Below are 14,986 nucleotides of genomic sequence, written 5' to 3'. Positions count from 1 at the left end.
TAGTCTACCCCAAAAGGCTAAGGCATGCTTTTCATTTTCAGCGGTTTGTACATAGTGTATTTAAGTATACTTGCTATAGGTTCATTTAACAAGGAAAGAGAATAAATATTTTATAGCGGATGAAATTGAGTATTTTTATAAGATAAATTGAATTTAGCAATAGGTTTAGAGGCATAAAAAAGGGGAGCTGTATAGAACAGCATCCCCCTTTTATTTGTTTGATACAGTTTATGTATTAGGCTGCATCCTTTGTTTTAAAGCTATTAACAAGTAATCTAACAAAGTTAAATAATACAAAGCCGATAATGACAGTTGTAATATAAAGTTGGAAACCTGTAATTTGTTTAATTACTTCACCGAAAGCTTCGTAGCCTTGTCCAACAAGGAAAGCAGACATTTTGTTAGATGCTACAATACCAATAGCCATTGGGAAAGTAAGCCCTGCAAAACCTGGATGGAAAGAGAATGAGAAGAATTTTGGTAAATTGATGATAACATAAATAAGTGATACAAACACAATAGCATATAAAGCATATACGATGAATACATTTGGTTCAGTAATAAAGTTTAAGTAGCTTACAAGACAAAGGCTAGATGGAGCAAGAATGATTGCTTTTGTCATGAAGAGTGGACCTGTTGTAATAGGATTTTTAATAAGTCTTACAACCATACAAGGAAGTAAAATAGCAAATACAATAAGTCCGTAATAAACAACAATTTTACCAATTGTAGGCTCGTTCATTGGAACACCGACAACTGTTGAAACCATGATTCCATTGAAGGTTACAAACCAACTTGGAATGAAAGTATTTTTATCAAAGTTTTTAATAACATTGTTATAGATAAAGAATAGTAAATGGATTGTGTGTAATCCAAGACCAATTGCCCAGAGAGCTTTACCAATTACAGGGCTGAATTCGAAAATATAGTTTCCTAAGATCATTGTGATCATTGTACCACCAGCATATAAACTAGCTGGTACAGTTGCCATATATTCTTTTTTAAAAGTACCAAAGTGAAGTGCTATTTTGGCAATGTAGCAAAGCAAAACAAGAGCAGACGCCCACATTGTTATGTGACGGATCCAAGTAAATCCAAGTGGTGACCACATATTTGATAATGTCGCAGCACCTACCATAGTTGGTAAAATAGCTACAGGAAGTAGTGAAATATGATTTTTAAGTGATTTTTGAGGCATAACAGTCTCCTTATTATTGGTTTTCGTAAGTGAATTCAAAGTTCTCAGTAACATTGAAGAAGTCTGAGTAGTCTATTTCAAAGAGTGGCTTCTTAACTTTAGATACATCAATTTGGTAACGAATAAGCTGAGTTAAAACGCCAGAGTAGTCAAGGTTGCCTTGTAGGATTGCACCGTAAATTTTGCCATCTTTATGGACAATCTTTTTATAGTTGCCTTGATCATCTTGTTCAGTTTCAATGATGTAGTCATCAGGATTCTCAGGATGGGTAAGGCCTAATGACAAGGTTGGAATATCTAAGAAATTCATAGTAGATTTACTTGCAAAGAAATCAGTCATTTCTTTTGCGAGGCCTGTCATATTACTAGCAGCAACAATTCCTTCTTTAACAGCTACAGGCCAAATTGGATTGCGACCTGTCACATCTCCAGCACCATAAACATTAGGGTTAGAAGTTTGGCCAAGTGCATCGATAATAAGACCAAATCTATCTGTTTCAATGTCACTTCCTTCTAAAAATTCTACATTAGAGCGTACCCCAGAAGCTACAATGAGTAAGTCACAAGGAAGTTCCTCATCATTACTTAATGTAATACTTGTAATCTCATTTTGATCATTTAAGTGAAGTTCTTTGACACCTAAGTTATAGAATTGTTTTACACCTTTTTTATCAAAGGCTTTTTCATAAGTAGAAGCAGCAACAGGGTCAAGTTGAAGTCCTAGCATACGGTCACGCATTTCCACAATACTAATCGGTTTATTGTAGTGAAGTAAGCCTGAAACTGCATCAATACCAACAAGTCCAGCCCCCATTACAACAATATGATTTGCTGTTTTTACTTGTTCCATGATGGCTTCACATTCATCTAGGTCATGGAAGCCAATAGCATTTTTAGCTTCTTTTAGACCAGGGATAGGTGGGAAGAATACATGTGAGCCTGTAGCAATAAGAAGTTTATCAAAGTTAACAACTGTGCCTTTGTCAGTTGTTACAGATTGAGCTATAGTATCAACTTGAGTGACACATTCACCTTTAATCCAGTTAATGTTATAGGTATCAATAAAGTTAGAAGGTACAAATTGAAGGCGATTAAGATCACGAATACCTTCAATATAGTGATGCATAATACATCTTGAATAAATATGTTCATCTTTTGAAATAAGAGTTATTTCAGCTTGTAGGTCTAGTTCACGAAGGCGTTTTGCACCACTAATTCCAGCAGCAGAAGCACCGATTACAACATATTTCATTTTAGACCTCCTCTAATGTAATAGCATGCATTGGGCATTTTTCAACACACATAGCCCCATTTTCACGATGTTCACACATATTACATTTCATAATTTCTTTTTGTTTGAGAGCGTCACTTTTAAGTACGCCATATGGACATGCCATAATACACATGTAACAACTTGCACATTGATCTTTATTATATTCTACATGGCCAGACTCAGGGTTTTTACGCATAGCTCCTGTCATACATGTGAAGACGCACTCAGGCTCTTCACAATGACGACAAAATATAGGTGCATATTTATTTTCACTATCGCTTACAACACGATTACGAGGGTCTAAACTATCATTACTAACCATACAAGCTGTGACACAAGTAAGGCAGCCTACGCATTTAGAACGATCAATTTTAATTCTTTTCATCAGCATATTCTCCTATATTTTATAAATGTTGATTGGTGTTGTTTTGTATGATGGCTCTTTTGAAAATGGATCATAAAGAGAAGGTGTAAGTTTGTTGGTTTCAATGTAATGCATAGGTGCATACAGTTGATTCTCAGATACATTTTCTGTGATTCTAGCAGCAAAACGAGCACTTTGACCGTTGATTGATGCGACTTCAAAGATTTCATTTTGTTCAATACCTTTTTCTTTTGCAAGAGTAGGATGAATATAGATATAAGCTTGATCAGCATAAGTTTTTGAAGCAACACCAATTTCTCTAGAACGTACTTGAGTATGCCATTGACCTACAGTGTCACGACCTGTATTTAAGATGTAAGGGAATTCGGTAGTTGTAGGTAATGGGTTTTCCATAATTTCATCAAATACAAATTTAGCTTTTTTAGAAGGTGTATAGTAATTTCCATCTTCAAAGAGGCGACGTTCATCATCAGTTAAGACATCTCCTTCTCTAAATGGCCATTGAATACCATGTGTTCCATCAAGTGCTTCATAAGTTACACCAGTAATATCACATGGCATACCTTTAGAACACTTTTTCATAAGCTCAAAAGTATCTTGTGGTGTTTTCCATAAGCCAAGTAATGATCCCATACCAAGGGCTTGACCTACTTCGTAGAATACTTCAAAGTCTGTTTTTTCATTATCTTCTTTTGCTAAGACGGGGCGCATTGCAGAAAGACGTCTTTCCGTATTGATATAAGTCCCAACTTTCTTAAGTCCAGAAACTACAGGGAAGAATACACCAGCATCTTTAGAAGTATGTGTATCGTCATAAATATCTTGAACAATAAAGAGGTCAAGCTTTTTGATAGCTTCTGCAAATGTTGCGTTGTTAGTCCAAGAGTGACGAGGATTTGTAGATACAATCCAAAGTGCTTTAATTTCACCACTATGAATTTTTTCGATAATTGCATTGTAAGGAAGGGTTGGTTTATTGATAAGTTGTTCATCTGTAATCTGAAGGGCATTGCATACAGCTTCACGTCTTACAGCATTATCATAATCACCACCGCCATAGAGTCCAGCAGTATTACTAAATACACGTGATCCCATAGCATTACATTGTCCTGTAATAGAGTTTGCGCCAGTACCAGGACGACCGATATTACCTGTCATAAGTGCGATATTGATAATAGCTTGAGCTGTTCTTACAGCTTCATAACCTTGGTTAACACCCATTGTCCACCAAAGAGATACATTTTTACCTGTATGAATAAGTTCAGCCATTTCATATAAAGCATCTACACTAAGACCAGTTTGTTCAGCTACTACATCAGGTGTGTATTTACTTACAAGTGCTTTGAAACCATCAAAGTTTTCAGTGTGTGCTTCAATGTAGTCATGGTCAAGATAATCTTTTTCAATAAGAATATTTGCAAGACCATAGAAAAGGTAAATATCTGATTTACCATTTATAGGATAGAAGTAATCAGATTTTTGAGCTGTTTCAGAACGACGAGGGTCGATAACGATAACTTTTTTGTTTGGATTGCGACGAATACGATCCCAAATAATAGGATGTGTCACAATAGGGTTTGCTCCAATTAAGAAAATGGTATCGGATAACTCGAAATCATTTAATGTATAAGGTGGTGCATCAAATCCAAAGCTTTGTTTGTGTGCAACAACAGAAGTTGCCATACAAAGTCTTGTATTTCCATCAACATGACCTCTTAAAAAGTTACGCATAACGTGAGAGAAGAGAGCCATTTCTTCTAGAGGTAATTGACCAGTACTAATAGCAGCAATGCTATCTCCACCGTAAGTTTCTTTAATTGAAAGAAGCTTGTCCGCTACATATTTGTAAGCCTCATCCCAAGAAACTTCTTGGAGTTCACCTTGTGCATTACGAATTTTTGGGAAAGGTGAAGGTTTAAATTTAGTATTTTGTTTATCCAGTGAGATACCTTTAATACAAGAGAATCCCTTATTAACAGGATAAGTTTTGGTAGGTAACACTTTTACGATCTGTTCATTCTCTACATAGAAATCAAGATTACAAGCTAAGGAACATACATTACAAGTAGATTGTACTTTTTTCATGGAGAACCTCCCTTTTGATAATTAATTAACATAAGTATACTAGTTTATTAAAAAAGACACCGTGACTAATCTCACGGTGCCTTAAAAAATGTAGAAAGGGCATTAGGATCAGGGACAAAAATATACTTATGTTCGTAAACAATAAGATTTTTTTTCACCAAAATTTTAAGTGCACGTGAAATGGTTTCACGGTAAGATCCTAATAATTCAGCAAGGGAAGTAATGGTAATGGGAAAGTCAATCATAATGCCATCATCTTGTGGTGTGCCATAATCTTGAGACAATTTCCAAAGTTTAGCAGCAAGCTTCTTTTCCATTTTGATAATAGAAGTAGAATTTTTCATCTGTCTATAAAGACGTCTGATACGCTTGCTTAAATGATTGACAAAGTTCTCAGTAAGTCTAAAGTCTTGCTGAAATAGAGGAAGCAGGTCCGAGCGATAAAAAGTAAGGACTGTACAGTCGTCATGAACTTTACAGCTAATGGATACAGGCATATTATCAAAAATAGTTTCATTAAGTAAGGTATCTTTGCCAAATATAAAAATTGTCTTAAGTTGTCCATTAGAGTTTGTTTTATACATAGAGACTGTACCTGATAATACAATGTAAAAACAATGGAGTAGATCTTTTTCTAAGAAAAGATGTGCGCCACTTTTATAAGACTCCACTCTCCCGATACGTGTTAAATGGGCATAAGTGGAGGGGTGGAGTCCTTCAAATAAACTGAGTTGTTCTAATATATCATTTGTAATAGGTGCCATAAATTATTCCCTTTTATATTTTATTTTATATATTTTCTATCCCTATTATATGTATAAATCAAGAAAAATAAAATGGTAAACAAAAAGTAAGGTTAAACGTGATAAACATCACAGTCTTTTATTTGGATATCTAATATACTAGCAACAGCAAATCGTGTTAACGAATTAACGAGTATGGAAAATAAAAGAATGGAGTGTAAAAAATGGGATATAAAACAAGTACAGCACACTTAGATAGCATTTTAAGAGAACTATCAAAAGAATACAGCATTTATGCACCAAAGACTTTTTTAGGAGAAGGTACTTATTCTGATACTGATCGTGTAAGATATGGGACAGTAGAGTCTTTAGGAGAAATTAATTTTGAACACAAGTCAGAGTTCTCTTATAAAGAAGTGTTAACACCTATTTCAGAGACACTCTTTTATTTTACAGAAGAAGAGATCAAAGAATCAGACGCACCTAAAAAAGGTGCCATTATCTTTTTACGTAGTTGTGACTTACACGCTGTAAAACGTATGGACGACATCTATCTTAGAAATGGTTTTGAAGATGCTTACTATAAAAGAATTAGAGAAAAAACAAAATTTATTTTAATGGGATGTACAAGCTCATTTGATAGTTGTTTTTGCGTAGATATGGGTACAAATATTACTACAAATTATGATGCTTATATCAAGGTAGAAGGGGATCAAGCTTTCATTGATGGAAACTTTGAGGCACTTCTAGCACGACTTGAAGAAGTAGAAGAAGTGAGTGTAAAACCAGACTATGTAAAAGAGAATCAAACAAAAGTAAATATTCCAGAGAATCTTTCATCAGATATTATGGATAGTACAATGTGGAATGAATATAACGAACGTTGTATTGCATGTGGACGCTGTAACTTTGTATGTCCAACATGTACATGCTTTACGATGCAAGACGTATTTTATGAAGGTTCAGATGGCAAAAAAGCAGGCGAACGTCGCCGTGTGTGGGCATCTTGTCAAGTTGATGGATTTACAGAGATGGCAGGTGGACATAGCTTTAGAGGGGATAAAGGACAACGTATGCGCTTTAAAGTATTACACAAAGTACATGACTACAAAAAACGCTTTGGTCATCATATGTGCGTAGGTTGTGGACGTTGTGACGATATCTGTCCAGAGTATATTTCATTTTCAGCATGTATTAATAAATTATCAGATGGCATGAAGGAGATTCAAAAATAATGAAAAACGAATATATCCCTTTTATATCAGAAATTAAAGAAGTTATTAAACATACAGAGATAGAGTATACGTTCCGTATGGCATTTACAGGTGAAGTAAAGCCAGGACAATTCTTTGAAGTATCTCTTCCTAAATACGGTGAAGCACCTATTTCAGTAAGTGGTATTGGTGAAGGTACTATTGACCTTACTATCCGTAAAGTAGGAAAAGTAACCAATGAAATCTTTGAAAAATATGTAGGAGACAAACTCTTTTTAAGAGGTCCATATGGTAATGGATTTGACTTAAATGATTATAGAAATCATGAAATAGTTGTTGTAGCAGGGGGAACAGGGCTTTCACCAGTAAGAGGTATTGTTGATCACTTTGCGAAACACCCAGAAGAATGCAAGAAGCTTACACTTATCACAGGATTTAAATCACCAGAAGATGTATTATTTAAAGATGATTTAAAAGTATGGAGTGAAACCGCTGATATTACAGTTACTGTAGATCAGGCACCAGAAGGCTACACAGGGCCAGTAGGACTTGTTACAAAATATATTCCTGAACTTCCAATTGAAGATTTAGAAGATGTACAAGTAGTCGTTGTTGGGCCACCTATTATGATGAAATTTACAGTACAAGAATTCTTAAAACGTGGAATCAAAGAAGAAAATATCTGGATTTCTCAAGAACGTAAAATGTGCTGTGGAATTGGAAAATGTGGACATTGTAAGATTGGTGACACTTACATTTGCTTAGAAGGACCTGTATTTAATTATACTCAAGGTAAGTTATTAAGAGACTAGGAGGAATAGCGATGGATATTAATACAAAGAAACTTAAAAAGAATGCTTTTAGGGTAACTAAAGTAAGAGGTATTACAGCATCAAGAGTACGTGTTCCAGGTGGTCTTATTAAAGCAGAATACCTTGGTAAAATTCAAGAGATTGCAGAGCGCTATGGAAATGGTCAAGTACACATTACTATTCGTCAAGGATTTGAAATTTTAGGTATCAAATTTGAAGATATAGATAAAGTCAATGAAATGCTTCAACCTCTTATTGAAGGGCTTGAAATTAATCAAGAAGTACCAGGAAAAGGTTATACATCAGCAGGTACACGTAATATCTCAGCATGTATTGGTAATAAAGTATGTCCGTTTGCGAATTACAATACAACAAACTTTGCTAAAGAGATTGAAAAAGCTATTTTCCCAAATGACCTTCACTTCAAAGTAGGTTTAACAGGCTGCCAAAATGACTGTATTAAAGCAAGGATGCAAGACTTTGGTATTATTGGAATGACAATGCCACAATATGATCCTAATCGTTGTGTATCTTGTGGTGCTTGTGTAAAAGGATGTAAAACGCGCTCAGTAGGTTGCTTATCCGCTAAGAACTACCGTGTAGAACGTCAAGCAGATAAATGCGTAGGATGTGGTGTTTGTATTAATGCATGTCCAACAGGTGCATGGACAAGAAGTAAAGAAAAATACTACAGACTTGCTATTATGGGTAGAACAGGTAAGAAAAACCCAAGACTTGCAGAAGACTTCATTGTATGGGCAGATGAAGCAAGTATTATCAAAATCATCTTAAACACGTATGACTATGTAAATGAGTATATTGATAGAGGCGCTCCAGGCGGAAAAGAACATATAGGATATATTGTTGACCGTACAGGCTTTATGGAGTTCAAAAAATGGGCACTTAAAGATGTGAACCTTCCAGAAGAAGCTATTGTGATTAACAATGTATACTGGAGTGGCATTCACTATTAAGAGCATAGAGTGAACTAGGTTGGAATTGAATAGAGATAAAATAAAGGGAGTGTTGAGAACCACTCCCTTTTTGTTGTTTAGATGTATTAATTGTTGAAGTATTTTAACTTATAAGATAGAGTTTAAAATAAGATAAACCAATAGATAAGTGTTTAGTTGATATATTAAAAGGTGAAGGGGATTTTCATAATGAAAATATTAAAGGATATAACGGAATTTATATTTGTAGAAAGTGATATATCTACAATTGAGGAGGTCGATATTATTTTTATACCGGGTTCGTCAAAATATCAATTACCAGAATTAGCGGCAGAGTTGTATAAACAAGGACTATCAAAGTTAGTAATCCCAGCAGGCAAGTACAGTAGTAAAAATAATACATTTGCTATTAAAAATGTTAAAGGTACTAACTATGAAGGTTTTTATGAAACAGATTGGGGATTTTGCAAAGAAGTACTTATAAAAAATGGTGTACCATGTGAGGCAATTCTCAAAGAAGAAGAGTCAATGAATACATATGAAAATGCATTGTTTTCTAAAAAAATATTAGAAGAGAATCATTTAGAAGTAAATAAAGCAATTTTAGTATGTCAGGCATTCCATGCTAGACGAGCCCTGATGACATATAGTGTAGTATTTCCTAATATAGAGTTTTATGTTTGCCCTGTAATTACACAAGGAATTACTAAGGATAATTGGTTTGAGAGTGAATATGGAATTAAGAGAGTTCTTGGTGAGGTTGAAAAGTGTGGTAAGTATTTTAGTAGTTATATAAAAGAACTGGTAATCAAGTAATAAGCTCAAGAGATAGTTTATTAGATAGAGGTGTACCAAATCAATAGATATTTTATAAATTGATGAATTAGAATTTGTAAGGATAATATAACATCAGTATAAGGGAGATTTGAAATGAAGATAAAAAATATTGAAACTTCAAGACTTTTGTTAAGGGGGTTTACAAAAGATGATGCCTTGTGGGCATACAGTATTTGGAATGATAAAGAAATGGGTAAATATTTACCAGATGAGGGAAAAGAAGAAATAGACTATGAATATGTGAAACAGTTAGAGAGCTTGGGTGAAGATGATGAATGTTGCTATTTAATTCCAGTCTTAAAGGATTCTCTGGAACCAGTGGGAACATGTAGTTTTATTATGAGTGAGGACAAGGAGATATATGATATTGCTTACTGTGTACATAAAGATTTCTGGAATAAAGGTTATGCAACTGAAATTGCTCAAGGAATGATTGCCTATGCCCGCAGTCAGGGTGCAAAGAAAGTAACTATTTTTGTAAGTCAGGAAAATATTGCTTCTAACCGTGTCGCACAGAAATGTGGAGGGGAAATTGTAAGTGAAAGCACTTATAAGAAAAGAGGAACAGATATTACTATGAAAGACTACAAGTATGAAGTGATATTTTAAATTTAATTAATAAAATAGTTATTCTTTTAAGTAAAATATAATTTTATATAAAAAGATAAGAGGCAACATCTCATAAAAGTGTTGCCTCTTACCTTTTTTAATTTGATTAACAAATATTCATTTAAGCTGGTGTACTAAGAAGTACAATAGCCTCAAAAGGTCTTAATTCTACTGTTTGATCAGTAATTATAAGATCTTCATAGTTATGAATTAAAGCTTTGAAATCTCCTAAGTTATCTAATGACACTGTCTTATTTTCCTTGTTAAGGTTTAAGAGTACCAAGCATTTTTCGTTTTGATACACTCTTTGGTAGATGTAGAGACTTGGAGTTGAAGTCTCATAAGGTACATAATGACCGTGTGCAATCACTTTATATTGTTTTCTAAGCTTTATAAGTTGTTTGTAATAACTAAAAATAGAGTTAGGATCATCAAGTTGGTTTTCTACATTAATTTGAGTATAGTTTGTATTAACTCCAAGCCAAGGTGTGCCACTAGTAAATCCAGCATTAAGTGAAGTATCCCATTGCATAGGTGTTCTTGAGTTATCTCTTGAACGTTCACCTAAGATATGCATGACTTCTTCTTGAGGCTTACCTTCATCTATGAGGATATGGTAGTAATTAAGAGATTCTACATCTCTATATTGATCAATTTCTTTATAGTGGGCATTGGTCATACCAATTTCTTCACCTTGATAGATATAAGGTGTTCCCTTTAAAAAGTGAATCATAGTTGCTAGCATTTTAGCAGAGATGTCCCAGTTGCATGTATCATCCCCAAAGCGAGAAACACTTCTTGGCTGATCATGGTTGTTTAAAAAGACTGCACAAGAAGAATCTACTTCTTGTAAGCGTGTTTGCCACTCATCGAAGAGTGACTTTAATAAATCGTAGTCACAATCTTGTAAGACCCATTTTTGATTATTTTTGTAATCCACTTTGAGATGATGGAAGTTAAAGCACATAGCCAACTCTTTTTCTTGTGGATTGGCATAGCGCATGCATTGTTCAATAGAAGTAGAAGACATTTCTCCAACAGTAATCATATCTTCGATACCTGTATCTTGAACAAGTTCTTTCAGGTATTCATGAACATGAGGACCGTCAGTATAGAATCTACGTCCATCGCCTTCATGATCATCTTCGAAAAGTTCAGGTTTTGAAATAAGATTAACAACGTCAAATCTAAATCCTTTTATTCCTTTTGCTTTCCAAAAACGAATAACATTTTTTAGTTCTTCACGTACGTTAGGATTATTCCAATTTAGATCAGCTTGTGTCACATCGAATAAGTGAAGATACCATTTGTTTAAATGCTCTACATATTCCCATGCACTTCCACCAAACTTAGATTGCCAATTGGTTGGCTCATCTTTAAAGATATAATAATCCATATACTCTGGGTCACCAGCTAATGCTTTTTGAAACCAAACATGTTCTGTTGAAGTATGGTTAAAGACCATGTCTAGCATGATCCCTATACCTCTTTGATCGGCTTCATGAATGAGTGCATCGACATCACTCATTGTGCCATACATTTTATCAATCTCTACATAATTAGCTACATCATAGCCATTATCTCTTTGAGGCGATACAAAAAAAGGTGTCAACCAGATGTAATCAACACCTAGATTTTTAAGATAATCTAATTTTGTTATAACGCCTTTAATATCTCCTAAGCCATTTCCAGTTGTATCAAAGAAAGATTTTGGGTAGATTTGATAAACAACGGCTTCTTCAAATTTATTCATTACAAATTCCCTTTCTTTTGCCAACCATATAAGTAAGTGTAAAAGGTACGACGATAGCGATTAACATGCATAGAGCAAAGATTGGCATTGATTGTGGTTGAATAGATAAAATACCAGGGAGTCCACCAACTCCGATTGAATTAGCCATTACGCCGAATCCAACAGATACTACAGCTGCAATCCCAGAACCTACCATTGCACAGAAGAATGGGAAGACATATTTTAAGTTAACACCAAACATAGCAGGCTCTGTAACGCCTAGGTAACATGAAATAGCAGCAGGAACTGTAATTTCTTTAAGTGCTTGGTCTTTACGTTTTAAGAACATATAGCCAAGAACAGCTGACCCTTGAGCAATATTTGAAAGTGCAATCATAGGCCAGAGGCTTGTGCCACCAAAATCAGCGATAAGCTGTAAGTCGATAGCATTTGACATATGATGTAATCCTGTAATAACAAGAGGTGAGTAAAGGAAACCAAATAAAGCTGCAAAGACTACTTTGAAAGAGCTATTTAATCCTGCATAAACGATACTTGAAATAAATGAACCAATTGCCCAACCGATTGGACCTAAAACCATATGTGCAATAACTACAGAAAGTATTAATGAACAGAAAGGTACAACAATCATAGAAATCACAGATGGACAAATCTTTCTAAAGAAACGTTCTAAGTATACAAGTGTAAATCCGGCTAAAATAGCTGGTAAAACTTGAGCTTGGTAACCAATCATTTGAACTTGTGCAAAACCAAAGTCCCAAACAGGAATTTCACCTACTGGCGTACCTGCCACAGCGTATGCATTAAGTAATTGAGGTGATACTAAGGTAATACCAAGAACGATACCTAGTATTTGAGAAGTATTCATTTTCTTAGTAATAGACCAAGTAATACCTACAGGTAAGAAGTGGAAGATCGCTTCACCAATAAGCCATAAGAAGCTATTAATTCCAGCCCAGAATTGAGAGATATCTGTAAGTGTTTGTGTACCGTTATTGAAAAGGAGAAGTTCTCCAATAATATTACGGAATCCTAAAATTAAACCACCTGTAATAATAGCTGGAATAAGTGGTGCAAAGATTTCAGCTATATTTGTCATGATTCTTTGAAGAGAGGTTTGATTATTTTTTGAAACTTCTTTAACAGATTCTTTTGAACTACCATCTACACCTGAATAGGCTGTAAACTCATTGTAAAATTGCGAAACTTCATTTCCTATGATAACTTGGAATTGACCAGATTGTGTGAAGCATCCTTTGACAGAAGAAAGCTTTTCAATTCCAGCAACATTAGCCTTTTTTGGATCAACCAGTGCAAAACGTAATCGAGTCATACAATGAGAAAGTGCTGCAATATTTTCTTTTCCACCAACTAATTCTAATAATGCTTGAGAGTCTTTTTCGAATTTTCCCATGTTATTATTCTCCTAATTAGTATATTATTTTTATGTACTTGTTTAAACAAGTTGTTGAGTATCTTTATCATAACTTGTTTAAACAAGTGTGTCAATCTTTGACTTGAAAAATTTATTTAATCATCATATACTCACCATAAGAAATCTTGTTTATAAGCTATACTAAGGAGCCTTATAATGCCGAAAGCAAAATATGAAAAAATATATCAAATCATTAAAGAACGTATAGAAGCTAATGAATATGAGTACCAACAATTACTTCCTTCAGAAAATACATTTGTTACAGAATTTAACAGTTCAAGAAATACCATTAGACGTGCATTGGTAAGTCTTGCCAATGAAGGCTATGTACAGTCATTACAAGGAAAAGGGGTTAGGGTAATTTACCAACCTCATAGAACTTCTCAGTACTCTCTAAGCGGAATAGAATCTTTATATGAATCAACACAAAGAAATCAGACGATTTATTCAACAAAAGTCATTCTGTTTGTAAAACTTATAGTTGATGAAAAAATCCATAAAAGAACGTCATTCCCTGTAGGGGAAGAAATTTATTATATGCAAAGGGTACGCTTTCTAGAGAATGTGCCGCTTATTATTGACCATAATTATTTTTTAACCAAAGTCGTTTCACATCTTACAGCTGAAATTGCAGAGGAATCTATTTATAACTATCTAGAAAATACTTTAGATATCCACATTACGACGGCTAAACGTATTGTCACGGTTGAACCTATTACTCAAATAGACGAGGAGTACCTACAATTAGATGGATTAAATTGTGTAGCTGTAGTAAGTAACTACACGTATAATGATGACGGTGTTATGTTTGAATTTACTCAGTCTAGACATAGTCCTAAACATTTTGAATTCCATCAATTTGCCCAAAGAACACGTCCATATTTAGTATAGAGAAGCAGGGGAATCGCAGAAAACTATTTGGAAAACATAAAGTAGGATATGCTGAGATGGTCTTAGAAATATTGCAAGATAATGAAGAATAGTTCATAATGAAACTACAGGTAAAATTTAGTAGAGTATTAGCTGAATTAAAGAAAATAAGAGCGAATTATGGGAGGATGTTATGAGTTATACAATTCAAGTAAAACCAGAAAAAGTAGATTGGAAAGAGATTGAACCAATAAGTATTGCAAGTTATCCATGGGGTACAGATTATATGCCTACAACAACTGCATGGTTATATCGTATTGAAGGACAAGGATTTTGTCTTAAAATGAGATGTGAGGAAGAAAATCCTAGGGCGGTATATACCGAAGCAAATGATCCAGTCTATAAAGATAGTTGTATGGAATTTTTCGCAAACTACTATCCAGAAGTAGAAGGTACAGGCTATGTTAACTTTGAAATGAATAGCAACGGAGCAGTACTTTGTGAGTATGGTCAACCAGGAGACCGTTTCTACTTAAAAGATAAAGGGTTTGATGTACCAACACCAGTAGCTACAAAAGGAGAAGGTTATTGGGAAGTAGAACTTATGATTCCAGATACATTTATTAAAGCGGTATATGGCCAAGAGATCATTGCTGATAAGATTAAAGGTAATTTCTATAAATGTGGTGATGATACACATACGCCACATTATGGAAGTTGGAATCCAATTGCTAATCCATTCCCAGCATTTCATAAACCAGAATTCTTTGGTGAATTAATTATTAAGTAAGAAACAAGTTTAGGGGGAGCAGCATGACA

Annotated in this window: 14 protein-coding genes; 7 read left to right on the top strand and 7 right to left on the bottom strand. The window is 34.4% G+C overall.

The features are described 5' to 3' along the window. Positions 1–235 precede the first annotated feature (235 nt). The 5 genes from PBV87_RS08560 to PBV87_RS08540 all read right to left on the bottom strand — a co-directional run bounded on the left by PBV87_RS08560 (position 236) and on the right by PBV87_RS08540 (position 5,705). Entirely contained in the window at positions 236–1,198 is a 963-nt protein-coding gene (locus PBV87_RS08560; RefSeq protein WP_271011899.1) for a TDT family transporter, read from the bottom strand. Between the two features lie 13 nt (positions 1,199–1,211). Next, positions 1,212–2,450, bottom strand: coding sequence for an NAD(P)/FAD-dependent oxidoreductase (locus tag PBV87_RS08555; protein WP_271011898.1), 1,239 nt, complete (start codon positions 2,448–2,450; stop codon positions 1,212–1,214). Position 2,451: 1 nt separating this feature from the next. Then, positions 2,452–2,856, bottom strand: coding sequence for a 4Fe-4S dicluster domain-containing protein (locus PBV87_RS08550; protein ID WP_053986131.1), 405 nt, complete (start codon positions 2,854–2,856; stop codon positions 2,452–2,454). A 12-nt stretch (positions 2,857–2,868) separates the two neighbouring features. Continuing rightward, positions 2,869–4,941 (bottom strand): molybdopterin oxidoreductase family protein, encoded by a 2,073-nt coding sequence (locus PBV87_RS08545; protein ID WP_271011897.1) that lies wholly within the window; start codon positions 4,939–4,941, stop codon positions 2,869–2,871. 71 nt (positions 4,942–5,012) lie between these two features. Further along, the gene (locus tag PBV87_RS08540) at positions 5,013–5,705 is read right to left on the bottom strand and encodes a Crp/Fnr family transcriptional regulator (protein ID WP_271011896.1); all 693 of its coding nucleotides are present in this window, start codon (positions 5,703–5,705) and stop codon (positions 5,013–5,015) included. 203 nt (positions 5,706–5,908) lie between these two features. Between PBV87_RS08540 and asrA the strand changes: the two genes are divergently transcribed. The 5 genes from asrA (at position 5,909) to PBV87_RS08515 (ending at position 10,109) form a co-directional block, all read left to right on the top strand. Next, positions 5,909–6,919: an anaerobic sulfite reductase subunit AsrA gene (asrA, locus tag PBV87_RS08535; protein ID WP_271011895.1), complete on the top strand. Its 1,011-nt coding sequence runs from the start codon at positions 5,909–5,911 to the stop codon at positions 6,917–6,919. Continuing rightward, positions 6,916–7,710, top strand: a complete 795-nt coding sequence (gene asrB, locus PBV87_RS08530) for an anaerobic sulfite reductase subunit AsrB (RefSeq protein ID WP_334305090.1) — start codon at positions 6,916–6,918, stop codon at positions 7,708–7,710. Before asrA ends, asrB begins: the two co-directional genes overlap by 4 nt. A gap of 11 nt (positions 7,711–7,721) precedes the next feature. Beyond that, positions 7,722–8,684 (top strand): sulfite reductase subunit C, encoded by a 963-nt coding sequence (gene asrC / locus PBV87_RS08525; protein WP_053986126.1) that lies wholly within the window; start codon positions 7,722–7,724, stop codon positions 8,682–8,684. 189 nt (positions 8,685–8,873) lie between these two features. After that, positions 8,874–9,479, top strand: coding sequence for a YdcF family protein (locus tag PBV87_RS08520; protein WP_271011893.1), 606 nt, complete (start codon positions 8,874–8,876; stop codon positions 9,477–9,479). Between the two features lie 114 nt (positions 9,480–9,593). After that, entirely contained in the window at positions 9,594–10,109 is a 516-nt protein-coding gene (locus PBV87_RS08515; RefSeq protein WP_271011892.1) for a GNAT family N-acetyltransferase, read from the top strand. 121 nt (positions 10,110–10,230) lie between these two features. Here the strand turns inward: PBV87_RS08515 and treC are convergent, their stop codons facing one another. Together treC and treP are read right to left on the bottom strand one after the other, a co-directional pair. Beyond that, positions 10,231–11,862, bottom strand: a complete 1,632-nt coding sequence (treC, locus tag PBV87_RS08510) for an alpha,alpha-phosphotrehalase (protein ID WP_271011891.1) — start codon at positions 11,860–11,862, stop codon at positions 10,231–10,233. Beyond that, positions 11,855–13,276, bottom strand: coding sequence for a PTS system trehalose-specific EIIBC component (treP, locus tag PBV87_RS08505; RefSeq protein ID WP_271011890.1), 1,422 nt, complete (start codon positions 13,274–13,276; stop codon positions 11,855–11,857). The genes treC and treP overlap by 8 nt, the downstream gene beginning before the upstream one ends. A gap of 177 nt (positions 13,277–13,453) precedes the next feature. On the opposite strand from treP, the gene PBV87_RS08500 reads away from it, so the two are divergent. Both PBV87_RS08500 and PBV87_RS08495 read left to right on the top strand, forming a co-directional pair. Continuing rightward, positions 13,454–14,188, top strand: coding sequence for a UTRA domain-containing protein (locus PBV87_RS08500; RefSeq protein WP_271011889.1), 735 nt, complete (start codon positions 13,454–13,456; stop codon positions 14,186–14,188). Positions 14,189–14,360: 172 nt separating this feature from the next. Beyond that, positions 14,361–14,957 (top strand): carbohydrate-binding family 9-like protein, encoded by a 597-nt coding sequence (locus PBV87_RS08495; protein ID WP_271011888.1) that lies wholly within the window; start codon positions 14,361–14,363, stop codon positions 14,955–14,957. The last annotated feature ends 29 nt before the right edge of the window (positions 14,958–14,986 follow it).

The sequence above is a fragment of the Holtiella tumoricola genome (assembly GCF_027857615.1).
GTDB lineage: Bacteria > Bacillota > Clostridia > Lachnospirales > Cellulosilyticaceae > Holtiella > Holtiella tumoricola.
Note: the sequence above shows the minus strand (reverse complement) of the source record. Positions and strands in the feature narration are given on the sequence as shown.